This is a genomic window from Pseudomonas sp. PsB (assembly GCF_043658375.1).
In the GTDB taxonomy this organism is placed as follows: Bacteria; Pseudomonadota; Gammaproteobacteria; order Pseudomonadales; family Pseudomonadaceae; genus Aquipseudomonas; species Aquipseudomonas putida_Z.
The window spans coordinates 321,161-347,529 of record NZ_JBIGLU010000001.1; the positions used below are offsets into that span (position 1 = coordinate 321,161).

A 26,369-nucleotide genomic window follows, 5' to 3' on the forward strand; every position below is an offset into this window, starting at 1 on the left:
GGTTCGGACGCTTACATGAAAGCTGGGAATGCACTTTGCTCACAAGCGAAAAAAAGTGAGTGTGTCATTCCTTTTTTGATCGACCTCAAGGGCCCTTTCGCGGGCACGCCCGCTCCCACAGGGTGCGCAGTCTGAACCTTATGAAGTACCTTGTGGGAGCGGGCGTGCCCGCGAAGAGGCCCTCAAGCCGATAACTGCTCACGAATCCATTCCACCAACGCCCTTACCTTGGGCACCTCCGCCGCATGCTCGGCATACGCCAGGTAATGCGCCCCGGCACTGCGCATCGCATGGTTCCACGGCACCACCAAACTCCCCTCGGCCAGCTCCTTCGCCGCCAGGTAGCGCGGCACCAACGCCACCCCGCACCCGGCCTGCGCCGCGCTCAAGGCCATGTAGAAGGTATCGAAGCGCGGCCCGTGGTAGGCGCTGACGCTCTGCAAACCCAATTCCAGGAACCACTCGTGCCAGGCTTCTGGCCGCGACGTGCTCTGCAGCAGCACCAGTTCGGCCAGCTCCCCGGCATCGTTCAGTTCTCGCCCGGCCAGCAACTCCGGCGCGCACACCGGCACCACCTCCTCACCGAACAGCTCCACGCAGGTGGCCCCCGGCCAGGTGCCCTGGCCATAGAAGAACACCACGTCCGCCGAGCCCTGCAGCAGGGCGAACGGTTCCATCTCGTTGCGGATGTCCAGGTGGATGTTGCTGTGGCGCTTGCCAAAGCCCTTTAGGTGCGGGATCAACCAGCGCACGCCAAAACTCGGCTGAGTGGCTACCTTCAATATCTCGGTCTGCTCGCCGTAGGTGAGCACGTAGCGGCTGGACATATCCACCTGGGTGAGGATCTTGTTGACCTCGGCCAGGTACAGGCTGCCCGCCGGCGTCAGCTGCAGGCGGCGACGGATACGCAGGAACAGGTGGTGGCGCAGCATGTCTTCAAGCTGCGCCACCTGCTTGCTGACCGCGCTCTGGGTCAGGTGCAGCTCTTCGGCGGCACGGGTAAAGCTCAAATGGCGGGCTGCAGCTTCGAAGCACTGCAGGGCGGTCATGGAGGGCACCAGGCGTTTGGACATAGCGGTCTCTGCGGCTCAAATCATTACCTGACGGAATGATATGCGGAATAAAGGTCGTTTGTTGCACCGGTGTGATCGGATTAATACTGATCCACATCATTTTTCCACCCCATCACCCGATGTAGGAGATGCACAAATGGTTGCTGGACTGCTCGAGCGCCTTGGCGTTGCTGCCGAGGCTTACACCCAGGGCGACTACCCTGTTCACACGCCGATCGACGGCAGCCAGATCGCCTCGGTGAAACTGCTCGGCAAGGCCGAGACCATCGCCCGCATCGATCAGGCCCAGAGCGCCTTCGAAGCCTGGCGCAGCGTGCCGGCCCCGCGCCGTGGCGAGCTGGTGCGCCTGTTCGGCGAAGTGCTGCGTGAGCACAAGGCCGACCTCGGCGAGCTGGTTTCGATCGAAGCCGGCAAGATCACCCAGGAAGGCCTGGGCGAAGTGCAGGAAATGATCGACATCTGCGACTTCGCCGTTGGCCTGTCGCGCCAGCTGTACGGCCTGACCATCGCTTCCGAGCGCCCTGGCCACCACATGCGTGAAACCTGGCACCCGCTGGGCGTGGTCGGCGTGATCAGCGCCTTCAACTTCCCGGTCGCAGTCTGGGCCTGGAACACCGCCCTGGCCCTGGTCGCCGGTAACTCGGTGGTATGGAAACCGTCCGAGAAGACCCCGCTGACCGCCCTGGCCTGTCAGGCGCTGTTCGAAAAAGCCCTGAAAGCCTTCGGTGATGCCCCGGCTGGCCTGGCACAACTGGTGATCGGCGGCCGTGAAGCCGGCGAAGCCATGGTCGACGACCCGCGCGTACCGCTGGTCAGCGCCACCGGCAGCACCCGCATGGGGCGCGAAGTCGGCCCACGTGTGGCTGCCCGCTTCGGCCGCAGCATCCTCGAACTGGGCGGCAACAACGCCATGATCCTGGCCCCGAGCGCCGACCTCGACCTGGCCGTGCGTGGCATCCTGTTCTCCGCAGTCGGCACCGCCGGCCAGCGTTGCACCACCCTGCGCCGCCTGATCGTGCACCGTTCGATCAAGGACGAAGTGGTTGCCCGCGTCAAAGCCGCCTACGGCAAGGTGCGCATCGGTGACCCACGCAAGGACAACCTGGTGGGCCCGCTGATCGACAAGCAGTCGTTCGACGCCATGCAGGGCGCGCTGGCCAAGGCCCGCGACGAAGGTGGCCAGGTATTTGGTGGCGAGCGTCAGCTGGCCGACCAGTACCCGAACGCCTACTACGTATCGCCTGCCATCGCCGAAATGCCGGCGCAGAGCGACGTGGTGCGCCACGAAACCTTCGCCCCGATCCTGTACGTGCTGGCCTACGACGACTTCGAAGAGGCCCTGCGCCTGAACAACGAAGTGCCACAAGGCCTGTCGTCGTGCATCTTCACCACCGACATCCGTGAGGCCGAACGCTTCCAGAGCGCCTCGGGCAGCGACTGCGGCATCGCCAACGTCAACATCGGCACCAGCGGCGCCGAGATCGGCGGTGCGTTCGGTGGCGAGAAGGAGACTGGCGGTGGCCGTGAGTCCGGTTCGGATGCCTGGAAAGGTTACATGCGTCGCCAGACCAACACCGTGAACTACTCGCGCGAACTGCCGTTGGCGCAGGGTATCGTGTTCGACTGATCGGCTGATGCTGCATGGCCGGGGGCCTGGCCCCCGGTTCGCGGGTAAACCCGCTCCCACAGGTACAACACAGTTCTTGAAACCTGTGATGCACCTGTGGGAGCGGGTTTACCCGCGAATGGGCCGCACAACGGCCCCAAACAAGAACAAATTGCTGGAGCCGGGCCATGTCCGAACTGCGTCAAGAATGCTTGTGGGAATTCGTCAGCAAACCGACCGTCGCCGCCCAGGCCCTGGCCGGTGAGCACAAGGCCGATGTCTGCGTGATCGGTGGCGGCATTACCGGCCTGTCGGCGGCCATCCACCTGCTCGAACAGGGCAAGTCGGTGATCCTGCTGGAGGCCTGGAAGATCGGTCACGGTGGCTCCGGGCGCAACGTCGGCCTGGTCAACGCCGGCACCTGGATCCGCCCCGACGATGTCGAGGCCACCCTCGGCTTGCAGCAGGGCAGCCGCCTGAACAAGGTGCTCGGCGAAGCCCCGGCCGAAGTGTTCGCCATGATCGAACGCCTTGGCATCGACTGCCAGGCCCAGCACAAAGGCACGCTGCACATGGCGCACAACGCCACCGGTATCGCCGACCTCGAGGCCCGCCACGAACAATGGCGCCGCCGTGGTGCCGATGTGGAGCTGCTGACCGGCGCCCAATGCCAGGAATACTGCGGCACCGACAAGATTTCCGCCGCGCTGCTCGACCGCCGCGCCGGCACCATCAACCCCATGGGCTACACCCAGGGCCTGGCCGCAGCGGTGGCACGCCTGGGTGGCAAGCTGTTCCAGCAGTCTTCGGTCGAAGGCCTGGAGCGTGACGGCGATGCCTGGCGGGTGAAGACCGCACGTGGTTCGGTGCGCGCCGACAAGGTGGTGATTTCCACCGGCGCCTACACCGAAGGCGACTGGAGCAACCTGCAGAAGCAGTTCTTCCGTGGCTACTACTACCAGGTGGCATCCAAGCCGTTGCAGGGTGCTGCAGCCGACAAGGTGCTGCCACATGGCCAAGGCTCGTGGGACACCCGCACCGTGCTCAGCAGCATCCGTCGCGACGACCAGGGCCGCCTGCTGCTCGGCAGCCTGGGCCGGGTCGACAACAAGCCGGCGTGGTTCGTGCGCAGCTGGGCCGACCGCATCCAGAGCCACTATTACCCGGAGCTGGGCAAGGTCGAGTGGGAAATGCACTGGACCGGCTGCATCGACTTCACCCCGGACCACCTGATGCGCCTGTTCGAACCGGCGCCGGGGCTGGTGGCGGTGACCGGCTACAACGGGCGGGGCAATACCACCGGGACCGTGATTGGCCGGGCGTTTGCCGAGTTTTTGCTGAAGGGGGAGGCGGGCAGCCTGCCGATTCCGTTTTCGCCGATGAAGGGCGTGAGTGCGCCTTCGCTGCGGACTGCGTTCTACGAGTCCGGGTTCTCGCTGTACCACGCGGGGCAATGTTTGAGAGTTGTGTTGTAAATACTGGCCTCTTCGCGGGTAAACCCGCTCCCACAGGTACTGCGCAGCGTTCAGATTTTGCGCGGTCTCTGTGGGAGCGGGTTTACCTGCGAAGAGGCCGGCACAGGCTTACTTGTGCAACCAGCTGAGAAAGCCGCCCTTCTTGATCGAAACCGGCTTCTGCAGCAACAACGACTCCCGGCTCTGCCGCCGAAACCGTTGCAACTTGCTCAACGCCGTCTGCACATCGCCGCGTTGCACCAGGCAGCTCTTCACCTGTTCCTTGTCGATCCGATACAGCACGCAACCGGTCAGCGTGCGGAACTCGGCCAGCGAATCCTCTTCGTCGATGATTCCTTCGATCCCCAGCACCTCGCCCGGCCCCATGCGCCCGGCCTCGACCAGCTTGTCGCCATCGCGGATCGACGCCGAAACCACCCCGCTGCCAATCACCAGCAAATGATCGGAATGCTCGCCCACGCCCAGGATTACCTGGTCGGCCAGGTATTCCACCGCCGTCATGCGCTGGCTAAGCGCATCGCGCTCTTCCGCGCTCAGCGAGCGGAACACCCGCACCTCGTCCAGCACCTCGCGCTGGCGGCTGCGTGGTGGCATGGCCAGGTCGGTGTTCCACATCACCCCACTGGCCTCCAGGTGCCGGTGGGCCAGGTCGAACAGTTGGTTGCGCGCGTCGCCCTTGGCGCCCGCATCGGCCACGAAGCCACTGGCTTCGTATTCCACTGATTCCAGCGTCGAGGCTTTCACCGTCACCTTTGGTCTTGGTGTAGCCAGGATGGCACTGACGCCTTGCAAGGCTTTTTCCAGAGCATCGAACACCCGTTTGGGCCGCACCTTGGCCGGTACCACCACGCTGACCGACACCCCGTGCACATCGGCAGGGCGGCTGTGGTTGAGCAGCCGGGCCTTGGCCGCCACCGAGTTGGGGATTACCGCCAGGCTTCCGGTGCTGGTGAGCAGGCGGGTGGCACGCCAGTCGATTTCCAGCACCTTGCCTTCGGTGCTGTCGATGGAGATCGAGTCGCCAATCTGATACGGCCGCGTGGTGTTCAGGATGATGCCACTGAACACGTCGGCCAGTGTGCTCTGCAGCGCCAGGCCGATGACGATGGCCATTACCCCCGACGTGGCCAGCAGGCCCTTGACCGGCAACTGCAACACATAGCCTGCGGCAGCGACCACGGCAGCCAGGAAGATCAGCGCCCCCAGCACATCCTGCAGCAAACGCCCGCCATGGCTGCCGCGGGCCACCAGCAACAGGCCGAACACCACCGTCACCGTGCGGGCGCCGAACAGCCACCAGCCGATCGCCAGTACCGTGGCGATCAGGTTGCGCGAGACATCATCGGGCCAGGGTGGTGGTTGCATCGGGCTCATGCCGGCAGCCACCAGTACCGAGCTGAACAGCAGGAACAGCACCAGCCGCGCGCCGATGCGCCAGGCGCGTTGCTGGAGAGGGATCAGTTGCCAAAGCACGAGGTCGAGCAGGATCAGGGCGGTGCCGAGCAACAACGGGTATGACTGGATGAACGCCAGCATGGTGGTCTCGGGTGAGGGGAGGGCTGTGGGTAGTAATAGAGCAGGTTGGCCGGGCAGGCAATGGGGCCTGTGCCGGCCTCTTCGCGGCTAAAGCCGCTCCCACAGGTACTGCACACGATTCAAATCCAGCGCAATGCCTGTGGGAGCGGCTTTAGCCGCGAAAGGGCCGGTCGAGCCTATACAAAGCCATCGTTCATAAAACAGAACGCTAGAGCAAAAAACTGCTATCTACCGCCAGAAAGGTCATGGTTTTAATCTTCTCCCATCAACGCGAAACACCCAACTTACTGAAAAGATCAAAACCCTTAGGAGCAACGACCATGACCAACTTCAAATACAACCGCCTGAACAAAGACGACGCCGCTGTCCTGCTGGTCGACCACCAGGCTGGCCTGCTGTCCCTGGTCCGCGACATCGAGCCGGACGCGTTCAAGAACAACGTATTGGCCCTGGCCGACCTGGCCAAGTTCTTCAACCTGCCGACCATCCTCACCACCAGCTTCGAACAAGGCCCGAACGGCCCGCTGGTACCAGAACTGAAAGCCCTGTTCCCGGACGCCCCCTACATCGCCCGCCCAGGCCAGATCAACGCCTGGGACAACGAGGACTTCGTCAAGGCGGTGAAGGCTACCGGCAAGAAGCAGCTGATCATCGCCGGCGTGGTGACCGAAGTGTGCGTAGCCTTCCCGGCGCTGTCGGCCCTGGAAGAAGAGTTCGAAGTGTTCGTGGTCACCGATGCCTCCGGCACCTTCAACGCCATGACCCGCGACGCCGCCCACGACCGCATGAGCCAGGCCGGCGCACAACTGATGACCTGGTTCGGCGTGGCCTGTGAGCTGCACCGCGACTGGCGCAACGATATCGAAGGCCTGGCCGCGCTGTGCTCCAACCACATCCCGGACTACCGCAACCTGATCACCAGCTACAACGCTTTCAACGCCAACAAGTAAGCCAGATGCGCGGGCACCGCCAGCCGGTGCCCGCCAAGGCAGCACACCTGTCCAATCCAGCGCCCGTCCGCCGTTGCACAGTGGATGCGGGCAAGCTCATCCCAAGGAACGCTGATGAACACCGCACTCCAAGACAACCGCGAAGTGGTAACCGTATGCCTGCAACACCAGGTTCTTGATAGCACCCCGGGCACCACGGCAGCGCAACCGCCGCGCTGGAAGCAGGCGCTGCTGACCTACCTGGTGATCTGCCCGATGACCATGATCATTCCGCAACTGCTGGCACCGCTGTTCGCACGCTTCCCGCAGCTGGGCGGTGTGATTGCCGGCAACCTGATCGTCAATGTGTTCGTCATCCTGCCCGTGGTGTTCTACATCATGCCTTGGGTAACCCGCCGCTGCGCCAACTGGCTGCGTGGCTGAGCCAGGCCTTTACCTCGACATTTTCAAGGAGATACCGACATGAGCACGTTCGTTACCCGCGATGGCACTTCGATCTACTTCAAGGACTGGGGTAGCGGCAAACCTGTGCTGTTCAGCCACGGCTGGCCACTGGATGCCGACATGTGGGATTCGCAGATGGAATTCCTGGCCAGCCGCGGCTACCGCGCCATCGCCTTCGACCGCCGTGGTTTCGGCCGTTCGAGCCAGCCATGGAACGGCTACGACTACGACACCTTCGCCGATGATATCGCCCAGCTGATCGAACACCTCGACCTGCGCGACGTGACCTTGGTGGGCTTCTCGATGGGTGGCGGCGACGTCAGCCGCTACATCGCCCGCCACGGCAGCGAGCGGGTGGCCGGGTTGGTGCTGCTGGGCGCGGTGACGCCGGTGTTCGGCAAGCGTGACGACAACCCTGAAGGTGTCGACCTGTCGGTGTTCGAGGGTATCCGCGCCGGCCTACGTGCCGACCGGGCGCAGTTCATCGCCGATTTCGCCGCACCGTTCTATGGCATCAACCATGGGCAGCAGGTGTCCCAGGGTGTGCAGACCCAGACCCTGAACATTGCGCTGATGGCATCGATCAAGGGCACTTTGGATTGTGTGACGGCGTTTTCCGAAACCGACTTCCGTCCAGATATGGCCAAGATCGACGTGCCAACCCTGGTGATCCACGGTGACGACGACCAGATCGTGCCGTTCGAGAGCACCGGCAAGCGGGCGGCGGAGCTGATTCGCGGGGCTGAGCTGAAGGTGTACGCGGGGGCGCCGCACGGGTTTGCGGTGACTCATGCACAGCAACTGAACGAGGACCTGCTGGCGTTCCTTCAGAAGTAACTGTGCTGGGGCATTCGCGGGTAAACCCGCTCCCACAGGGGATACCACAGTCTTCAAGGCCGGTGGTGTCCCTGTGGGAGCGGGCGTGCCCGCGAAGAGGCCAGCCCAGGCAGCACAAATGCTGAACAGGGCTAACCTTCAACCACCCACCGCACATCCATCCAAGCCTTGCCCCTACACCAACCGGCATGCTCCGCAGTTGCGCCTGCCCGCTGCCGCACCAGACGGAGAACCCCATGTCCCAAGACCGCAACGACAAGACCCGTCGCCAGTTCCTCGCCACCAGTACCGTGCTCGGTGCCGCCGGCGCGCTCTGGTCCGCATTGCCTTTTACCGGTTCCGCCGGTTCCGCTCACGCATCCACCCAAGGAGGTTCCATGACCGCCGATCTGATTCTGTTCAACGGCAAACTGCACACCGTTGATCGTGAAAAGCCCACCGCGACCGCTGTCGCCATCAAGGATGGCCGTTTCATCGCAGTGGGCAACGACGCCGAAGCCATGGCCCACAAGGGCGCCACCACGCAGATCATCGACCTCAAGCAGCGCACGGTCATCCCCGGCCTGAACGACTCGCACCTGCACCTGATCCGTGGTGGCCTGAACTACAACCTGGAACTGCGCTGGGAAGGCGTGCCTTCGGTGGCCGATGCCCTGCGCATGCTCAAGGACCAGGCTGCGCGCACGCCAACCCCGCAGTGGGTGCGCGTGGTCGGTGGCTGGAACGAGTTCCAGTTCGCCGAAAAGCGCATGCCCACCCTGGAGGAAATCAACCAGGCCGCACCTGACACCCCGGTATTCCTGCTGCACCTGTATGACCGCGCACTGCTCAACCGCGCCGCGCTCAAGGCCGTCGGCTACACCAAGGACACGCCCAACCCGCCGGGCGGCGAGATCCAGCGTGACAAGTTCGGCAACCCGACCGGCATGCTCATCGCCCGCCCCAACGCGATGATCCTCTACGCCACCCTGGCCAAGGGGCCGAAGCTGCCGCTGGAATACCAGGTCAACTCCACCCGCCAGTTCATGCGCGAGCTCAACCGCCTGGGCCTGACCAGCGCCATCGATGCCGGTGGTGGCTACCAGAACTACCCGGACGACTATCAGGTGATCCAGGAGCTGGCCGACAACAACCAGCTGACCGTGCGCATTGCCTACAACCTGTTCACCCAGAAGCCCAAGGAAGAGCTGGACGACTTCCGCAAGTGGACGTCCAGCGTGAAGCTGCACAGCGGTACCGACTTCCTGCGCCACAATGGCGCCGGCGAAATGCTGGTTTTCTCCGCCGCCGACTTCGAGGACTTCCTCGAACCGCGCCCGGACCTGCCGCAAACCATGGAACAAGAACTGGAGCCGGTGGTGCGCCACCTGGTCGAGCAGCGCTGGCCGTTCCGCCTGCATGCCACCTACAACGAATCGATCACGCGCATGCTCGACGTGTTCGAGAAGGTCAACCGGGACATTCCGTTCAATGGCCTGCCGTGGTTCTTCGACCACGCCGAAACCATCACCCCGCAGAACATCGAGCGTGTGCGTGCGCTGGGCGGCGGTATCGCCATCCAGGATCGCATGGCCTTCCAGGGTGAGTATTTCGTCGACCGCTACGGCGCCAAGGCTGCCGAGCAGACCCCGCCGATCAAGCGCATGCTCGACATGGGCGTGCCGGTGGGCGCCGGTACCGACGCCACTCGCGTGTCCAGCTACAACCCGTGGACCTCGCTGTACTGGCTGGTCAGCGGCAAGACCGTCGGTGGCATGGAACTGTACCCGGAAGGCCTCAGCCGTGACACCGCGCTGCAGCTGTTCACCCAGGGCAGCGCCTGGTTCTCCAGCGAGCAGGGCAAGAAAGGCCAGATCAAGGTGGGCCAGCTGGCCGACCTGGCGGCGCTGTCGCTGGACTTCTTCAGTGTCGATGAAGAGGCGATCAAGGGCATCGAGTCGGTGCTGACCGTGGTCGACGGCAAGGTGGTGTATGGCGCGGCGGAATTCGACAAGCTCGGCCCGCCCCAGGTGCCGGTGCTGCCGGAGTGGTCGCCGGTGACCAAGGTGCCGGGCCACTGGCGCGTGGGCACGCCGTCGCTGGCAGCGGTGGCGCACCAGTGTGTCGGGCCTTGCGGGGTGCATGCGCACAGCCATGAGAAGGCACGGCATTCGAGTGTGCCGGTGAATGACTTCCAGGGCTTCTGGGGGGCGTTGGGTTGTTCGTGCTTTGCTTTCTAAGCTGAGCTGATGTGAAAAAGGGGGCCAGTTATTGGCCCCCTTTTTTGTTCCTTCTGTGCTGGCCCTATCGCCGGCAAGCCAGCTCCCACAGGTACTGCACAGCCCTCAGGACCTGTGGAGACCTTGTGGGAGCTGGCTTGCCGGCGATAGGGCCGGAGAGGCCAGCATCAATGGTGAGCCTTGTGCTCAGCTCCAGCCAACAGATGCCGAATCTTCACTTTCACCCCATCGGTCTGCAGCATCCGCACCCTGGCCTCGATCTTCAGCTCACCCCGGGTAACCCGGTGGTGATGCCTCAAATGCTCCAGCCACGATTCCTCGAAGAAGAACTCCAGCCACAACGCCGGGTCCGCACTGTCGCGCATCAACCCCCACGACAACGCGCCATTGCGCTTGCGCATCGCCTCCAGCTCCCGCGCTGCCTGCTGGAACGCCTCGGCCTTGGCCGGGTCGATGTGGTATTCCACGGTGACCATCACCGGCCCGCTTTCCTTGTCCATGTCGTCGCTCAGCAGTGGCACCGGCCAATGCAGTGACGGCGTCAGCTCCTCGGCTGCGGTTTCCGGCAGCGTCACCTTGCAGGTCAGCAGCGTGCCCAGTGCCAAGCCTCCTGCGGCCAGCAGCAGGCTCAAGGTGATCGTTGCATGGCTGGCCAGCGTGCCCCATAGCAACCCGCCACTGGCCATGGCACCAAAGAAGATCAGGATGTACACCGACAGCGCCCGCGCCCGCACCCAGGCCGGCACCGAGGTCTGCGCCGCCACCTGCAGGTTGGACAGCACGGCAATCCACGCCGCGCCGCTGAGCAGCATTGCCGGCAGCAGCACATAGAAGTTGCGCACCAGCGCCAGGGCCAGCAGGAACAGGGCATACAGCAGGCTGGCCAGCAGCACCAGGCGGTCGCGGCTGATGCGTTCGCGCAGGCGTGGCAGCAAGGTGGCGCCGGCCACCGCGCCAATGCCGATGGCCGCCAGCAGCAGGCCGAAATCGGCGGCGGTGCCCTGCATCTCGCCACGCACGATCAACGGCAGCAGCGAGGTGCCGGCGCTGGCGCAGAAAAAGAATGCCAAGGCGCGCAATATCACCGCCTGCAAGGGCTTGGCACTGCGCGCGAAACGCAGCCCGGTGCGCATGGCGCCGACGAAGCGCTCGGCCGGCAGCAGCGGCTCCTTCACCTCGCGCTTCCACAGGAACAGCACCAGAATCACCCCGGCGAACGAGATGGCATTCAGGGCGAAGGTCAGCCACGGGCCGACCATGCTCACCACCACGCCCGCCAAAGCCGGGCCGATGGCGCGCGACACATTGATACCGACACTGGAAAGCGCCACCGCGTTGGCCAGGTCGTCCTTGCCCACCAGCTCCGGTGTCAGCGCGCTCCAGGCCGGCATCATCAGTGCCGTGCCGATGCCCAGCGCCAGGGTAAGCACCAGCAGCAGGGTGACGTTCATCAGCCCGAGCAGGGTCAGGGCCGCCAGCACCACGGCCACCGAAGACATCCACAGTTGCACCAGCAACAGGTAGCGGCGCTTGTCGACAATATCCGCCGCCGCGCCGGCCGGCAGGGCGAGGAAGAACATCGGTAGCGAGCCGGCTACCTGGATCAGGGCCACATGCAACGGGCTGGCCGACAGTGTGGTCATCAGCCAGCCGGCGCCCACCTCGTGCATCCAGGTGCCGATGTTGGAAGCGATGGTGGCGATCCACAGCATGCGGAAGGTGGCGTTGCGCAATGGGCTCCAGGCGCCTGAAGGGGTCGTGCTCATGTCAGAAGCTGCCTTTGAGTGGGTATTCGATGATCAGGTAGATCCGGTCGATGTCATCGCCGGCCTGTGCCTGGTTGGCGCGGTGGCTGACGTGGGAAAACGACAGGCTCAGGTCCTTGGCGGCGCCCGACTGCACCACGTATTTCAGGTCGATGTCGCGCTCCCAATGGTTGCCGCCGTCGCCGTACTGGCCCACATAGGCGCCGCCTGCCGGGGCATGGCTGCCGTCGATGCCACGGCCGCTGACGTAGCGGCCCATCAGGCTCAGGCCGGGGGCGCCGAGGGTGGCGAAGTCGAGGTCGTAGCGCAGTTGCCACGAGCGCTCGCCGGGGCCATTGAAGTCGGCGTACTTGATCGAGTTGGCCAGGTAGATGGAGTCGCCGCCGACGAAGTCGAACGGGGTATCGCCCTCGACCTTCTGGTAGGCCAGGCTCAGCGCCTGGGCGCCAAAGCTGTACCTGGCCAGCAGGCTGTAGGCGAGGGTGTGGATTGCCCCGGCACTGGCATTGCCGGTGTCGCGGGTCTTGTACAGGTTGCCGTCCAGGCGCCAGTTGCCCTCGGCCAGGTTCAGGTTGAGGTAGGCCTGGCGCCAGGTGTCCTCCAGTTGGCCTGCGTACAGTGCGCCACCAAATGGCCCGTCGGGTGCGAACGCGGCGCCGGCCAGGCTGATGGCACGGTTGTCGGTGATAGCGCCGTAGCCGCTGAAGTCATCATGGCTGGAGCTGTTGTCCTGGTTGTTGAAGGCGGTGAAGTGCCCGGCCTGCAGGCGCCAGTCGGGCAGGTCGGTGTTGTCCAGGAACCAGCCGGTGGCGTACTCCGGGTGCAGGCGTTTGTCGCTGGTGTCGAACACCGGGGTTTCCACGGTCATTTCGCCGTAGCGCAGTTGGGTGTTGCCCATCCGCAGCTTGAGTGCGGCGCCGGCGCTGGAGTAGTCGGACTCGGCGCGGCCATCGCTGTCGCGCGGCAGCAGGCCGGTGCCGGCATGGCCGCGGCCGCCGTCCAGCTTGAGGCCGAGAAAACCATGGGCATCGATGCCGACGCCGAGTGTGCCCTCGGTGAAGCTGGAGCGGATTTCGCCAATGAAGCCCTGGGCCCATTCCTGGCGGTAGTTCTGGCCACTGCCGGAGGGCGAGCGGAAGTCGCTGTGCAGGAAGTAGTTGCGGCTGAGCAGCGACCAGCCGGGCTCTTCGGCCTGGCTGAGCGCCGGGCACAGGGCGAGGGTGGCGAGCAGGGCGCGGCCTGGTCCGTGAGTGGCGCGGATCATGGGGGCTCCGGGAGGGATGATCCGGGAATGTGGAGGAAGGATAGGCCAGGGGTCTTGTATGTGTGTGCTCTGGCTGGGTTTGCCTGTGCCGGCCTCTTCGCGGGCTCGCCCGCTCCTACAGGTTTTGCACAGGGTTCAGAGCCTGTGGTGAACCTGTGGGAGCGGGCGAGCCCGCGAAGAGGCCGGTACAGCCAACCCAGAACTCAAGCCATGTCGCTGATCGCAAACTCCTCGGCCAGATGATCGATCAGCGCCCGCACCGACGGTAGCAACCCCCGCCGCGACGGGAAGATCGCATGCACGATGCCGCAACGCGGGTGCCATTCCGGCAACAACTCCACCAGCCGCCCCGCCGCCAGGTCTTCACGCACCGCCACCCGCGGCAGGTGCGCGATACCCACCCCGGCCACCACGAAATGGCGCAGGGCGAACAGGTCGTCCGTCACCATGCGCGGTGTGTGCGGGATGACGATGCTGCGGCTGCTGTCCTCTCCCTGGAACAGCTCCCATTGGTACTCACGCTGGGCGCTGCCCCAATGCAGGCTCGGCAGGGTGCCGAGCAGCTGCGGGTCGAAGCCCTTGGGCAACTGCTCCAAGTACTGCGGCTGGCCGACCAGGCACTGGGTACTGTTGCTCAGTACCTTCATCACCATGTCGGTGTTCTCCAGCGGCGGAAAGCGCACCCGCAGGGCAATATCGAAGCCCTCGTGCAGCAGGTCGACGCGGCGGTTGGTGCTCTCGATGAACAGCTCCACCTGCGGGTACTTGAGCATGTAGCGGGTCAGCATCGGCCCGACCCAGGAATTGAGCAGGGTGGTCGGGCAACTGATACGCACCAGACCGCGCGGTTCGCTGCGGTTGCGCTCGATGATCTCCGCCGCGCCCTCGGCCTCCACGCGCATGGCCAGGCAGCGGTTGTAGTAGGCCTGGCCGATCTCGGTGAGCGAACAATGGCGGCTGGTGCGGTGCAGCAGCCGCACGCCCAGGCGGTCTTCGAGATCGGCGATGCGCCGGCTTAGCTTCGACTTGGGCATGTCCAGCGCCCGGCCAGCCGGGGCGAAGCCGCCGTGCTCGACTACCTGGGTGAAGTAGTAGAGGGAGTTGAGGTCTTCCAATGATCGGTCTCCGGATTGTTGGCTGCCTGTACTGGCCTCTTCGCGGGCACGCCCGCTCCCACAGGGATCGCACAAGATTCAAAGCCAGTGCAGTAGCTGTGGGAGCGGGCATGCCCGCGAAGAGGCCAGTAACTCCAGCGCCAATCTATCGTTCATAAAACGGAACGCTAAAGCCAAATTCTGCTATCTACCGCCACAAAGGTGATGATTTTAATCTGTGCCCATCAACGCGAAACACCCCCGAATGCTGAAAAATTCATAACCCTTAGGAGCACAGACCATGAGCAAATTCACCTACAACCGCCTGAACAAAGACGACGCCGCTGTCCTGCTGGTCGACCACCAGGCCGGCCTGCTGTCCCTGGTCCGTGACATCGAGCCGGACAAGTTCAAGAACAACGTGCTGGCCCTGGCCGACCTGGCCAAGTTCTTCAACCTGCCGACCATCCTCACCACCAGCTTCGAGCAAGGCCCCAACGGCCCGCTGGTACCAGAGCTGAAAGCCCTGTTCCCGGACGCCCCGTACATCGCCCGCCCGGGCCAGATCAACGCTTGGGACAACGAAGATTTCGTCAAGGCGGTGAAGGCCACTGGCAAGAAGCAGCTGATCATTGCCGGCGTGGTGACTGAGGTCTGTGTAGCGTTCCCGGCGCTGTCGGCCCTGGAAGAGGAGTTCGAAGTGTTCGTGGTAACCGATGCTTCCGGCACCTTCAACGAAATGACCCGCGATGCTGCCCATGACCGCATGAGCCGCGCCGGCGCGCAAATGATGACCTGGTTCGGCGTGGCCTGTGAGCTGCACCGCGACTGGCGCAACGACATCGAAGGGCTGGCGGCGCTGTGCTCCAACCACATTCCGGATTATCGCAACCTGATTACCAGCTACAACGCGCTGACTGCGGGTAAGTAACAGCCCGTTAGTTGAATGCAAAAAGGCCGGCTTCCTCTGTAGGGAGCTGGCCTTTTTTGTTTGCTGCGCTGGCCCTTTCGCGGGTAAACCCGCTCCCACAGGTACTGCACAGTTTCAGCGCCTGTGGTGATCCTTGTGGGAGCGGGTTCACCCGCGAAGAGGCCAGCAAGGACAACATCAATTCATGGGCTGCGACTCAATCCCATCCAGCAATGCCTCAACCAATCCTTCTGCCATTTCGAGCGCATTCAGGTTGCTCCAGAACAGGCTCTTGCCGGTTTCATCCAGGTGTTCCAGGGCTTTGTAGCCACAGTCGTAGGCGCCGCGCAGGTACTGGGCGACATGCACCAGGGCGTCGTGGGCAGAGACGCCCGGGTTTACTGTGAACAAAGGTGGATGGCCGGCATCGCAGCGGCTGAAAGCGCGCTCTTTGGTGTCGGGAAGAGGTGGATTGGGGACAATTTTTTTCATAGCCAAACTCCGATAGAGGTTGGCCGGCACCATCCGTTTCCACGCGAAGGGTGGCGGCTGCACGCGGGGTGGAAAGCCAGGCTATCGGAACCCCGGCAGGCCATTCGGCCTCCCGCGCGCAGCTGCCATGACAACAGCTATTCCGATTTACCTGCCGGGTTTCCACACCCGATCGCTGAACCGACAGCGACCCGGCAAGCCTAGAGAGCAGGCTTTCCCCGGACAATCAGACGGGCTTCGACACGGTGCGTAGGATAATTCGTCAGATGGTATGGCTGAGTAGGAAATGGCTCGCAACGAAGTAGGATGCTGCTGATATTTTTGTGCACTGGGTCCGCTGCGCGGCCCTTCGCGGGCACGCCCGCTCCCACAGGAATAGCGCAAGCCTGGCAAGCGGTGCAGTACCTGTGGGAGCGGGCATGCCCGCGAAGGGCTGCATAGCAGCCCCAGTTGTGGGAAGGATCAGGAACGCTCTGACAATGCGGTCAGACGTTGCGACCTGATGTCTAGAGCTGAAAGGGAGGAGCATTGGGGAGCCAATCTAGGAGATTTCAAATGCCCCTCTATAACCCACCGCATCCGGGAGAGTCGCTGCTCTGCGATGTGCTGCCAGCGATTGAAATGACAGTTTCGGGATTAGCCCAGCACCTTGATTATCCACAGGTGCAATTGGCCGCTGTACTTGATGGTAGTGCCGCCATTTCACCCGATCTAGCTTATAGACTTGAGCGCGCCGGCCTCGGCCCAGCCCGGCAGTACCTCCGCGAGCAGGCTGCTTATGATCTTTGGCAGGTCACTCACGGTGATCATCCTTAGTTAGCGCTGTTTTGCCTGTTTACTCGCTTGACGGGGCATTGAGTCACGGCCACCAAGAGTATGTCGTGAGGCCTCTGGCGCCTATGAGATCGAGCGCCGCCCGCGCGGCGCTTCGCAGCACAAGGCTGCTCCTACATCTGTTTCGGGCCAATTATTCCTGGGACAGAAGCGCGCGGCCTCCTGGTGTCCATCTCTAATCGCGCCGGACAAACAAGGCGGTCGCGCGCGCAGGTACAGGCGTTACTGGCCCGAAACAGATGTAGGAGCAGCCTTGTGCTGCGAAGCGCCGCGCGGGCGGCGCTCGATCGCAAGGGCGCTGCATCTCTACAGCCAATGCGCTCGAAACCCTCAATCCGCATCCGAATCAAACAACCGCTCCAACTCCGCCCGGGCCTCCTTGGCCGTCTGCATCACCTTGGCCCGGTCATCACGCACCTGCCCCTGGGCCACCAGCACTTCTTCGTCATGCTGGGTAAACCGCGCAATCCGGTCCGCCGCCTGCGCGTCGCTCAACCCCAACCCCACCAATGCCCGGCGTGTCATCTCCAGGCTGGAGTAGAACGTCTCGCGAATCGGCTCGGCGCCGACATCCGCCAACTTGTGCACATGCTGGCGGTTACGCGCGCGGGCCAGCACTTTCAGGTGCGGGTACAGGCGTTTCACCCGTTCCGCCGTGTGAATGGCAGCTTCCGGGTCATCGATGGTGATGATGAAGTATTCTGCCTCGCCCACCTTGGCGGCATGCAGCACCTCGGGGCGCAGTGGGTCGCCGTAGAACACGGGTACCTGTTCGAACATACGGGTCATCTCGATGGTGTCCACCGAGGTTTCCAGGGCAATGAACGGAATCTTCTGTGCCCGCAGGATGCGCGCGACGATCTGGCCCATGCGGCCCATGCCGACGATCACCACCCGTGGCGTGTCAGCCTGGATCTGCTTGTAATGCTCCGGCACCTCACGCGCCGGTTGCGGGCGCTTGAGGGCGTGGGCGCAGCCAATCATCAGCAGCGGGGTAATGGCCATCGACAGGGTGATGGTCATCAGCAGCAGGTCGTAGGTCTGGGTGTCGAACAAGCCTTGGTCCTTGCCCAGCTTGAACACCACGAAGGCAAATTCGCCACCGGCAGCCAGCACCATGCCCAGGCGCAGGGCGCTGGCGCTGTTCAGGCCACCGGCCAGGCGCCCGACGCCGATCAGCAGTACCAGCTTCACGGCCACCAGCAGCAGGGTCAGGCCCAGCACCACCAAAGGCATTTCCAGCAGCAGGCGCAGGTTGGCGCCCATGCCGACGCTGATGAAGAACAGCCCCAGCAGCAGGCCCTTGAACGGTTCGATCTGCGATTCCAGCTCGTGGCGGTATTCCGAGTCGGCCAGCAGCAGGCCGGCGAGGAAGGCACCCAGGGCCATGGAAATGCCGGCTTCTTCCATCAGCCAGGCAGTGCCGATCACAACCAGCAGCGCGGTGGCGGTGGACACTTCCGGCAGGCCGGTGCGGGCCACGGTGCGGAACACCGGGCGCAGCAGGTAGCGGCCACCGACGATGACCACGGCGATGCTGGCGAACACCTTCAGGCCATGCTCCAGGCTGTCGCCGTGGCTGGTGTCCGGGCCACTGGCGGCCAGCAGCGGAACCAATGCGATCAGTGGGATGGCGGCGATGTCCTGGAACAGCAGGATGGCGAACGCCAGGCGGCCGTGCGGGGCGTTGAGCTGCTTGCTTTCGGCCAGGCTCTGCAGGCCAAGGGCGGTGGACGACAGCGCCAGGCCCAGACCGAGCACGATGGCCGCCGGTAGCGTCTGGCTGAAGCCGAACAGGGCGATGGCGCCGATCAGCGCACCGGTCAGCAGCACCTGGGCGGTACCGACGCCGAATACCGACTTGCGCATCAGCCACAGGCGCTTGGGCGACAGCTCGAGGCCGATGATGAACAGCAGCAGGACCACGCCCAGCTCGGAAATGTGCGCCACGCTTTCGGTGTCGCGGATCAGGCCCAGCGCCTGCGGGCCGATGATCACGCCGGCGAGCAGGTAACCGAGCACGGCCCCCAGGTGCAGGCGCTTGGCCAGGGGGACGGCGAGGACAGCGGCGAGCAGGAAGATCACCGCGGTTTGCAGAAGGCTGCCTTCGTGTGGCATTGGCTCTTACTCCATGAGCTGCCGGGGCAGCGTTAGATCAGTTTGGCGGACAATTCTGGGGGTTGAGATGGAGTCAGACAATCTGCCATCGGGGAGAAACATTGTCCCGGTACAGGTGACAACCTGTGGTGGCCTCTTCGCGGGCACGCCCGCTCCCACAGGTACAACACTGCCCCTGAGGCCGGTGTTATCGCTGTGGGAGCGGGCGTGCCCGCGAAGAAGGCAGCGCAGATCTGACTATTCACCGCCACCAAACTGCGCCCGATACTGCGCCGGCGTCATGCCAATCCGCTCGCAGAACACCTTGCGCAAATGCCGGTCACTGCCAAACCCGCACTGCGCAGCCACTACCTTCAACGGCAGGTCGGTGCCTTCCAGCAGTTTGCGCGCGCGGTCGATGCGTGCGTTCTGCAGGTATTGCAGCGGCGTGATGCCCACCTCGCGTTGAAAGGTGCGGGCGAAGTTGCGCCCGCTCATGGCCACCAGGTCGGCCATCTTCTGCACGGTGAAGGCTTGCTCGATATGGTCGACGATATACGCCTGCACCCGGGCAATCGGCGAATCATCCCGCGGTACAGCCGCCAGCAGTGGCCCGTAGGGTGTTTGCCCACCCTGGCGATGGCGGGCGACCAGCAGCACCTTGGCCACTTCCAGGGCCAGCGCCTTGCCGTGGTCTTCGGCCACCACCGCCAGTGCCAGGTCGATGCCAGCGGTGATGCCGCCCGAGGTAATCAGGCAGCGGTCGATCACGTAGATCTGTTCGGTCTCGACCTTCGCCTCGGGGAACGCCTGTGCCAGGCGCTCCACGTAGTTCCAGTGGGTGGTGCAGCGATAGCCGCCCAGCAGCCCGGCCCGGCCCAGCAGGAATACCCCGGTGCAGATGGCACCAAAGCGTTTGGCCTGGCGCACGGCCTGGGGCAGCCAGCGCTCGATGCCTGGCAGGGCGATGTCATAGGCCCCCGGGCCGCCTGGCACCAGCAACAGGTCGACGGCTTCCGGCAAGTCCTCCAGGCGCAGGTCGGCTACCACTTTCAACCCGCAGGAGCCGCGCACCGCTGCCTGCCCTTCGGCCAGGGTCAGCAGCCGGTACTTCCGCTCGGCAGGAAGGAAGCGGTTAGCAATGGCAAACGCGTCCATGGGCCCGGTCACGTCCAGCAACAGCACATCATTGAACAGCACCATGGCCACGGTGCGGTGGGCGGGTTTTTCCTGCATGGCTCTTTTGCCTTGAATGCCGGCCGCCACTGGCGGCCTGAAGCTGAATACGAAACGCATCTTAAGGTATCGGTAAAACAGCCAGGGCCAGCAGCGCGCAATTAACAACAATTCAGGTTTGGCTCAGGACTTTGTCATGTGCCGGGGGCGAGACTTCCTGCATTGAACAGGAGAGTCGCCATGCACCCCGGGACGCCCCAAGCACCGCTGCAAACCCCCGGCGCACTGACGCCAGCACGGTTGCGCCGGGCCAAGGAACTGATGTTGCACAGCCCGTTGTCGATCATCGAAATCGCCGGGGTATGCAACCTCACCCGCAGCCACTTCTCCCGCGCATTCAAGGTCAACACCGGCCTCTCGCCCCAGGCCTGGCGCCTGCTGGCACGCATGGAAAAGGCCAAGCGCCTGCTCGCCACCGAGGCGCCGATCACCCACGTGAGCCTGGAATGCGGCTTCTGCGACCAGGCCCATTTCACCCGTGCCTTCAGCCGCCTGGTCGGCCAGCCGCCCAAGGCCTGGCGCCAGGCGCAGGCCCATCCTTAAGCCGAACCTATCCGCCGGTATAGCCCCTTGTGGACAGTGCCGGCCCGTTTTCCCAACCCAAGGAGTCACCCCGATGAGCCAACCCGATTACAAGCGCCTGAACAAAGACGACGCCGTGGTGCTGCTGGTCGACCACCAGACCGGCCTGATTTCGCTGGTGCAGGACTTCTCGCCCAACGAGTTCAAGAACAACGTGCTGGCCCTGGGCGACCTGGCCAAGTTCTTCGGCCTGCCGACCATTCTCACCACCAGCTTCGAGCAAGGCCCGAACGGCCCGCTGGTGCCCGAGCTGAAAGAGATGTTCCCGGATGCGCCGTACATTGCCCGCCCTGGCCAGATCAACGCCTGGGACAACGAAGACTTCGTCAAGGCGATCAAGGCCACTGGCCGCAAGCAGTTGATCATCGCTGGCGTGGTGACCGATGTGTGTGTGGCGTTCCCGACCCTGTCGGCGCTGGCGGAAGGTTTTGAAGTGTTCGTGGTGACCGATGCTTCCGGCACCTTCAACGAAACCGTGCAGCAGGCGGCCTGGGTGCGCATGACCCAGGCGGGTGCACAGATGATGAACTGGTTCTCGGTGGCCTGTGAGCTGCACCGCGACTGGCGCAATGACATCGAAGGGCTGGGTAACCTGCTGTCGCAGCGCATTCCCAACTACCGCAACCTGATGAACAGCTATGCGGCCCTGAGCGCCCGTTGATGTAAACCTGTACCGGCCCCTTCGCGGGTGAACCCGCTCCCACAGGAACCGTGCAGTTCTCAAGCTGTGCACTATCCCTGTGGGAGCGGGTTCACCCGCGAAAGGGCCGGTACAGGCTCAAGAAGGATTCACAGGCAGCGTAAAGCGAACCCGACACCCCCCCAACTCCGACACCAGCGCCTGCAACTGCCCACCATGGGCCTGCACCACCGAGTTGCAGATCGCCAAGCCCATCCCCATGCCGCCGATCTTGGTGGTATGAAACGCATCGAACACTCGCTCGCGCTCATCCGCTGCAATCCCCGGCCCGTTGTCGTCCACGCAGATTTCCACCCCATCCCCGACCACCGCCGACGCAATCCGCAGCACCCCATCGCTGCGATACCCCGCCAGCGCCTCCAGGCCATTGGTAATCAGGTTGAACACCAACTGCTGCAACTGCACCGGGTCGGCCATCACGCTCACCCCCGCCTGCAAGCGCATCTGCACATCCACCATGCCCTTGGCGGCATCGGCCGAGGTCAAGCGCACCACTTCGCGGATCAGTTCGTCCAGCTTCACTACCTTGAGCTGCATCGGTGACTGCTTGGCCAGCGAGCGCAGTGCACGCACGATGTTGGCGGCCCGTTCGCTGTCGTTGCGGATGTCTTCCAGGCCGGCAATCGCCTCTTCCAGGTCGGGCTTGGCGCGTTTCAGCCAGCGCAGGCTGGCAGCGGCGTTGGAGGCGATGCCCAGCAGCGGCTGGCTGATCTCGTGGGCGATGGACGCGGACAGCTCGTTCATCACCTGCAGATGCGCCGTGCGCGCCAACTCCGCGCGGGAGCGGCGCAACTCGGCCTCCATCTGGGCGCGGGTCTGGTTGTCTTCGGCCAGGCGTGTGTAGAACTTGGCGGTTTGCAGCGACACCGCTGCCTGCGAGGCGAGGATTTCCAGCATGGCCAGGCGCTGACTGCCGAACAGGTTCGGGACCAGGCGGTTTTCCAGGTACACCAGGCCGATCAGCACGCCCTGGATCACCAGCGGCAGGCACAGCACCGAACGGGCCTTGCGCGCCTGCAACTGCTGGCGGAAGGCCTCGGGGCAATCGCTTTGGGCATCGTTGAGCACCAGGGGCTTCTTGGTGCGCATGGTGGCGTTGATGATCGACAGCGGCGCCTGGGTCATGAACTTCTGGCAGTCGTCCATGCTCACGTGCAGCCCGGCGTCGTCGATGTAGGCGAGGGCCGCCATCTGGAATTCGGCACCGCTGACGATCAGCAGCGCACCGTGGTCGGCGCCGGAATGCTGGGTCAGCTGGCCCATCAGGGTTTCGATCAGGCCCTCGAGCAGCACTTCCTCGGACAGCGCCCGTGCTGCCTCGATGCCGGCTTCCAGGTCGAGCTTGGCCTGGTGGGTGGCGCGGTGGCATTCCTGGATCGGCTGGGTGCGCAGGAACGGGTGCAAAGCCTCCAGCTGGTGCACCTTGCCGGTCGCGCCCCAGATATGGAAACAGTCGCGGGCGATGCGCAGGTGCAGGTTGGCGCCGGAGATCAGGCCGCTGGGGATGCATACCTCGGCCAGCTGTTCGTGGGCCAGCGCCTGCTCGTGGATGAAACCGGCGGCGGTGGCGGCGATCTGTGCCTGGTCGAAGCAGCGGATGGCGGCCAGGCCGTCGCCTTCGAGCTTGGCGATCACACCTTCGATCAGCAACAGCTTGTTGCGGAAGGTGGCCGGGTTGAAGCCGGCCCAGCGGCCGAAGCGCTCGCGCAGGGCGTGTAGCTCGCGCAGCTTGTCGGCAAGGCTGCCAATGGCCTCGGGGCTGCCAAGGGCCAGGCCGCGGAACAGGTGATAGTCGGCCAGGTTGATGTGCGCCGGTACCGCCCAGGTGTTGTCGCCGGTCAGTGCCAGGTTGCGCATGGCCTGCGGGATGTTGCCCAGGTAGAAATCGCACATGCCGGCCATCAGGTACTGGAAGAACCGCGTGGCAGGCGATTTCGAGGCTGTGGCCGAGGCCGGGCAGGGCGTGCCGCTCAATTTGGCGACGAACGCTTGCTGGGCCTGCAGGATCTGCTCGATGTCGCGGTAACCGTAGCGACGCACGGTGGCCAGGCCTTGCGCCAGTTCCTCCACCACGTCCGGCAGGTAGCGGCCCATGAACAGCGAATCGGAAACCAGGTGGTTGCAGGCATAGCAGCTCATCGCCAGGTCACCGCTCACGCGCCCTGAATCGACCGCATCCAACGCGGTGCGGCGGGCGAACTCCATGGGCGAGGTCCAGGCGCTGACCTGGTCCAGGGCCAGCAGCGCGCTGGTCAAGTCAGCGTCGAAACCGTGTCGTTCTATCAGCTTGAGCGCAGCCAGGCAGCAAGCATGGCCATCATGGTAGGCGCCGAAGCGCTCGGCAATCATCACCCCGTACCAGGCCATGCCGTAGGTGCTGCCCGGGGCGACGCCGTGCAGCAGCGACAGCTCCATGAGCTTGGCCAGGTGCAGGAAGCAGATGTCGTCCTTTACGAAAAACGATGACGACAGGGTGGCCAGCAGGCTGATGGCAACCGTCACTTCCTCCGAATCGGTGCGCTGCAGCGACTCCAGGCAGTGGCGGCCTTTCTGTTCGACCAAGGCCTGTACATGGGCATGACTGGCCTCGACCTGTTGCCAGTCGACACCCCGCACCGGGCTTATACCCAGCAAGTCCAGGCCGGATATGGCGCTGTCGATGGCCGCCTGATAGTCGCCGCGCAAGGTGTACAGCAGCGCCTGCAGGCGGCACACCCGCGCCTGGTCCAACGCCGAGCGAGCGCGCTGGCGGCATTCTGTGATGCGGGCCTCGGCCGCGATCATTCGCGACAGTTGCATGTCGCACTCGGTGGCCATGCAGGCGATGGCAAAGCCATGCGTGGCGCGGCTTTCCAGCGTTGCGCCGTGGTGCAGCAACTGCTCGGCCGTGTGCAGGTAGCCAGCTGTCTGTTCGAAAGCGCCGCCGTCGCGTGCGCGTGCTGCGGCTTCGCGTAAAAGCTGCAGGAACGCTTCGCAGTCATCCGCTGCAAACCCGCATGGGCTGGCGCGTTGCAGCTGGTTGGCAAGCTCGAACAGTGCCTCGTGCAGGCGCCCCGGCCAGGCCTGGCGCATGGCCAGGGCGATATTTGCATGCAGCTGGGCGCGCTCGCGCGCGGGCGTGAGAGCGTACGCGGCTTCCATCACCCGCTCGTGAGCGAAGCCCAGGCCGTTCTGGCCCGATTGCAGGAAACCCGCGCCAATCAAGGCTTTCAACGGTTCGCCGGGCACTTGAGAGAGCACCTGCTGAAGCAGGCGTTCATCGCAGCGGCTGCCCGCTGCGCTGGCCACTCGCAGCAGGTCGCGCTGCGGCTCTGGCAGGCGCGCCAGGCGGTGGATCATCAGGTCGGCGACATTGTCGGAATAGCGGTGGCGGGCCACGGCCTTCAGGCACCATGACCAGCGCATGGCCTGGGTGTCGAAGGTGAACAGCTGGTCCTCGACCAGGGCCCGGAGAATCTGATTGATGAAGAACGGGTTGCCCGCCGTCTTGTCGTGCACCAGCTCGGCCACCTGCAATGCGTCCTCGGGGCCGACGTGGTAGCGCTCGCCGATCAGCTCGGTCACCGCGCCCACCGCCAGGGGCCGCAGGTTCAGCGTGGTGCTGCGCACCGCTGCAGGCAGGGCAAGGGGTGTACTGCTGGCTGGCGCATCATTGCGCCGGGCGAAGATCAGCAACAGGTTGCCGGGCGCGTGAGCCAGCAGTTGCGCCAGCAGTTGCTGGCTGGCGTCGTCGACCCACTGCAGGTCATCGAAGAATAGCACCAGCGGCTGGCCGGGGCGGCTGAACACCTGCAGGAATTCGACGATCGCCCGCAGCTCCTTCTGCAGCGCCAGGCGTGTGGGCTTGGCTGGCAATTCGGGCAGGGGGCCGAGGACCAGTTGCAGGTCTGGCGCCAGCTTGCCGAGCAGCCGGCCGTGGCCCTTGATGCGGCGCAGGATCTCGCGGCGCAGAGTGTCGAGGTCCTGGCTGTTCTGGGCCAGCAACTGGGTGGTCAGCGCGCCGAGAATTTCGACCCAGGGCGCGTAGGGCACGGCCTGGGCAACGCCGTTGCACTTGCCGGTGGCCCAGTAACCCTGGGCGTTGGCCTTGAGTGCTGCCTCGACCAGGCTCGACTTGCCCATGCCGGTAGCCCCATTGATGAACAGGGCCTGTGGCTTGCTGTCACGGCGCAGGGCCTTGAGCAGCAGGGCGATGGCCTTCTGCTCGGCGCAGCGGCCATACAGGCGTGCGCGGTCGGGCGTGACCGGGTCGGCACAGCCTGGTTCGAAGGCCTCCATGGACTTGCTGGCGGCCCACTGCCGCTGGCAATGGGCCAGGTCCACCGCCAGGGCGCGGGCACTCTGGTAGCGGGCGTCCGGCTCTTTGGCCAAGGCCTTGGCCAGGATCCTGCTGAGCGGTTGCGGCACATTGCTGTCCACTTCGCAGGCCGCTCGTGGCTGCACGCCGGCATGCAGCTGGCGCCAGTGCTGGGTGTCGCGTCCGGCTAGCGGCAATTCGCCCAGCAGTAGCTGGTAGAGGATCGCGCCAAGGGCATAGATGTCGGTGCGTCGGTCGCTGCTGCTGCCGTGCGGGCAGACCTGTTCCGGTGCCAGGTACGCCCAGTTGCCGAGCGCGGTGCCCTGTTCGCTGATCAGCTCCGCCGGGTCGGCGCGAAAGCAGCCCAGCCGCACTCGCTGGTTGGAGTGCAGGCACACATGTTCGGGCTGCAGCGCGCCGTGCAGCACGTTGCGTTCGTGGGCCTGGGCCAAGGCAGTGGCCGCGTTTACCGCAATCTCGAGAAACGGCGTCAGGGCTGCAGGGCCTTCTGCGATAAGGTCGGCGATGGAGCGGCCGGCCGGGTACACCAGTAGCGGGCCTTCGGCCGAACGCACGAACGCCGAGGGGATCACCGCCCACTGCGGGTCGAGTTGCAGGCGGTAGTCACGTTCCAGGCGCTGGCAGGCGGCGGGGGCCTCGCGCGGGGCGCGCACGGCGATCCAGGCCTGGTGGGTGGCAGGGTCGCGCAGGCGGAAGTAGCTGAGCTCACCTTCCTGGCCCAGCGCGCTGATGTCGCACCGGTTCAGCCAGCCCTCGTCGACGGTCTGGTCGTAATCGATGGGCCTGTGGGCAAGGCGTTCATCGAGCATAAGGCACCCCTGCTAGCGACATCCTGACGCGCGAGTATACGCAGCGAGCCCAGCACGGATGCGGCCTGCAGCCTGCTTGGCAGGAACGGGCACGCTGTTGTCCGTTATCGTCCCCTGGGGGCTGGCG

Annotated in this window: 19 protein-coding genes; 10 read left to right on the forward strand and 9 right to left on the reverse strand. The window is 64.4% G+C overall.

Features of this window, described 5'->3' with window-relative positions; translation table 11 throughout:
• Nucleotides 1–182: 182 nt before the first annotated feature.
• Complete coding sequence (locus tag ACGLHT_RS01530; protein ID WP_137162658.1) at nucleotides 183–1,073, reverse strand: LysR family transcriptional regulator; 891 nt, start codon at nucleotides 1,071–1,073, stop codon at nucleotides 183–185.
• A gap of 136 nt (nucleotides 1,074–1,209) precedes the next feature.
• Between ACGLHT_RS01530 and ACGLHT_RS01535 the strand changes: the two genes are divergently transcribed.
• Nucleotides 1,210–2,700: an aldehyde dehydrogenase family protein gene (locus ACGLHT_RS01535; RefSeq protein WP_003253547.1), complete on the forward strand. Its 1,491-nt coding sequence runs from the start codon at nucleotides 1,210–1,212 to the stop codon at nucleotides 2,698–2,700.
• Nucleotides 2,701–2,867: 167 nt separating this feature from the next.
• Complete coding sequence (locus ACGLHT_RS01540) at nucleotides 2,868–4,154, forward strand: FAD-binding oxidoreductase (RefSeq protein ID WP_013974769.1); 1,287 nt, start codon at nucleotides 2,868–2,870, stop codon at nucleotides 4,152–4,154.
• Nucleotides 4,155–4,262: 108 nt separating this feature from the next.
• Here ACGLHT_RS01540 and ACGLHT_RS01545 read toward each other — a convergent pair whose 3' ends face one another.
• Complete coding sequence (locus tag ACGLHT_RS01545; RefSeq protein WP_274119868.1) at nucleotides 4,263–5,690, reverse strand: mechanosensitive ion channel family protein; 1,428 nt, start codon at nucleotides 5,688–5,690, stop codon at nucleotides 4,263–4,265.
• Between the two features lie 320 nt (nucleotides 5,691–6,010).
• Between ACGLHT_RS01545 and ycaC (ACGLHT_RS01550) the strand changes: the two genes are divergently transcribed.
• From ycaC (ACGLHT_RS01550) to ACGLHT_RS01565, 4 genes are all read left to right on the forward strand, one after another.
• Nucleotides 6,011–6,640, forward strand: a complete 630-nt coding sequence (gene ycaC / locus ACGLHT_RS01550) for an isochorismate family cysteine hydrolase YcaC (protein ID WP_085691498.1) — start codon at nucleotides 6,011–6,013, stop codon at nucleotides 6,638–6,640.
• Between the two features lie 114 nt (nucleotides 6,641–6,754).
• Nucleotides 6,755–7,063, forward strand: coding sequence for a hypothetical protein (locus tag ACGLHT_RS01555; protein ID WP_085664283.1), 309 nt, complete (start codon nucleotides 6,755–6,757; stop codon nucleotides 7,061–7,063).
• A gap of 39 nt (nucleotides 7,064–7,102) precedes the next feature.
• Nucleotides 7,103–7,921, forward strand: coding sequence for an alpha/beta fold hydrolase (locus ACGLHT_RS01560; protein ID WP_274119867.1), 819 nt, complete (start codon nucleotides 7,103–7,105; stop codon nucleotides 7,919–7,921).
• A 377-nt stretch (nucleotides 7,922–8,298) separates the two neighbouring features.
• Nucleotides 8,299–10,140: an amidohydrolase gene (locus ACGLHT_RS01565; RefSeq protein WP_015272310.1), complete on the forward strand. Its 1,842-nt coding sequence runs from the start codon at nucleotides 8,299–8,301 to the stop codon at nucleotides 10,138–10,140.
• A gap of 167 nt (nucleotides 10,141–10,307) precedes the next feature.
• Here the strand turns inward: ACGLHT_RS01565 and ACGLHT_RS01570 are convergent, their stop codons facing one another.
• The 3 genes from ACGLHT_RS01570 to ACGLHT_RS01580 all read right to left on the reverse strand — a co-directional run bounded on the left by ACGLHT_RS01570 (nucleotide 10,308) and on the right by ACGLHT_RS01580 (nucleotide 14,285).
• Nucleotides 10,308–11,906: an MFS transporter gene (locus ACGLHT_RS01570; RefSeq protein WP_137162655.1), complete on the reverse strand. Its 1,599-nt coding sequence runs from the start codon at nucleotides 11,904–11,906 to the stop codon at nucleotides 10,308–10,310.
• 1 nt (nucleotide 11,907) lies between these two features.
• Nucleotides 11,908–13,170 carry an OprD family porin gene (locus ACGLHT_RS01575; RefSeq protein ID WP_274119866.1) on the reverse strand — a complete coding sequence of 421 codons (1,263 nt, stop codon included), beginning with the start codon at nucleotides 13,168–13,170 and terminating at the stop codon, nucleotides 11,908–11,910.
• 203 nt (nucleotides 13,171–13,373) lie between these two features.
• Entirely contained in the window at nucleotides 13,374–14,285 is a 912-nt protein-coding gene (locus ACGLHT_RS01580; protein ID WP_075046740.1) for a LysR substrate-binding domain-containing protein, read from the reverse strand.
• Between the two features lie 280 nt (nucleotides 14,286–14,565).
• On the opposite strand from ACGLHT_RS01580, the gene ycaC (ACGLHT_RS01585) reads away from it, so the two are divergent.
• The gene (ycaC, locus tag ACGLHT_RS01585) at nucleotides 14,566–15,195 is read left to right on the forward strand and encodes an isochorismate family cysteine hydrolase YcaC (RefSeq protein ID WP_013974760.1); all 630 of its coding nucleotides are present in this window, start codon (nucleotides 14,566–14,568) and stop codon (nucleotides 15,193–15,195) included.
• 177 nt (nucleotides 15,196–15,372) lie between these two features.
• On the opposite strand, the gene ACGLHT_RS01590 is transcribed toward ycaC (ACGLHT_RS01585), so the two are convergent.
• Complete coding sequence (locus ACGLHT_RS01590) at nucleotides 15,373–15,666, reverse strand: hypothetical protein (RefSeq protein ID WP_015272306.1); 294 nt, start codon at nucleotides 15,664–15,666, stop codon at nucleotides 15,373–15,375.
• Nucleotides 15,667–16,221: 555 nt separating this feature from the next.
• Here ACGLHT_RS01590 and ACGLHT_RS01595 point away from each other — a divergent pair.
• A complete protein-coding gene (locus ACGLHT_RS01595; protein ID WP_123085540.1) occupies nucleotides 16,222–16,482 on the forward strand; it encodes a HigA family addiction module antitoxin in 261 nt (86 codons plus the stop codon).
• Nucleotides 16,483–16,830: 348 nt separating this feature from the next.
• Here ACGLHT_RS01595 and ACGLHT_RS01600 read toward each other — a convergent pair whose 3' ends face one another.
• On the reverse strand, nucleotides 16,831–18,618 hold the full coding sequence (locus tag ACGLHT_RS01600) for a monovalent cation:proton antiporter-2 (CPA2) family protein (RefSeq protein WP_085588765.1): 1,788 nt from the start codon (nucleotides 18,616–18,618) through the stop codon (nucleotides 16,831–16,833).
• 237 nt (nucleotides 18,619–18,855) lie between these two features.
• Entirely contained in the window at nucleotides 18,856–19,833 is a 978-nt protein-coding gene (locus tag ACGLHT_RS01605) for a GlxA family transcriptional regulator (RefSeq protein ID WP_274119865.1), read from the reverse strand.
• Nucleotides 19,834–20,013: 180 nt separating this feature from the next.
• Here ACGLHT_RS01605 and ACGLHT_RS01610 point away from each other — a divergent pair, with 180 nt between their 5' ends.
• Complete coding sequence (locus ACGLHT_RS01610; protein ID WP_046613660.1) at nucleotides 20,014–20,376, forward strand: helix-turn-helix domain-containing protein; 363 nt, start codon at nucleotides 20,014–20,016, stop codon at nucleotides 20,374–20,376.
• Nucleotides 20,377–20,449: 73 nt separating this feature from the next.
• Nucleotides 20,450–21,076: an isochorismate family cysteine hydrolase YcaC gene (gene ycaC, locus ACGLHT_RS01615; RefSeq protein ID WP_004375560.1), complete on the forward strand. Its 627-nt coding sequence runs from the start codon at nucleotides 20,450–20,452 to the stop codon at nucleotides 21,074–21,076.
• A 117-nt stretch (nucleotides 21,077–21,193) separates the two neighbouring features.
• On the opposite strand, the gene ACGLHT_RS01620 is transcribed toward ycaC (ACGLHT_RS01615), so the two are convergent.
• On the reverse strand, nucleotides 21,194–26,242 hold the full coding sequence (locus ACGLHT_RS01620; RefSeq protein ID WP_274119864.1) for an ATP-binding sensor histidine kinase: 5,049 nt from the start codon (nucleotides 26,240–26,242) through the stop codon (nucleotides 21,194–21,196).
• Between the last annotated feature and the right edge of the window lie 127 nt (nucleotides 26,243–26,369).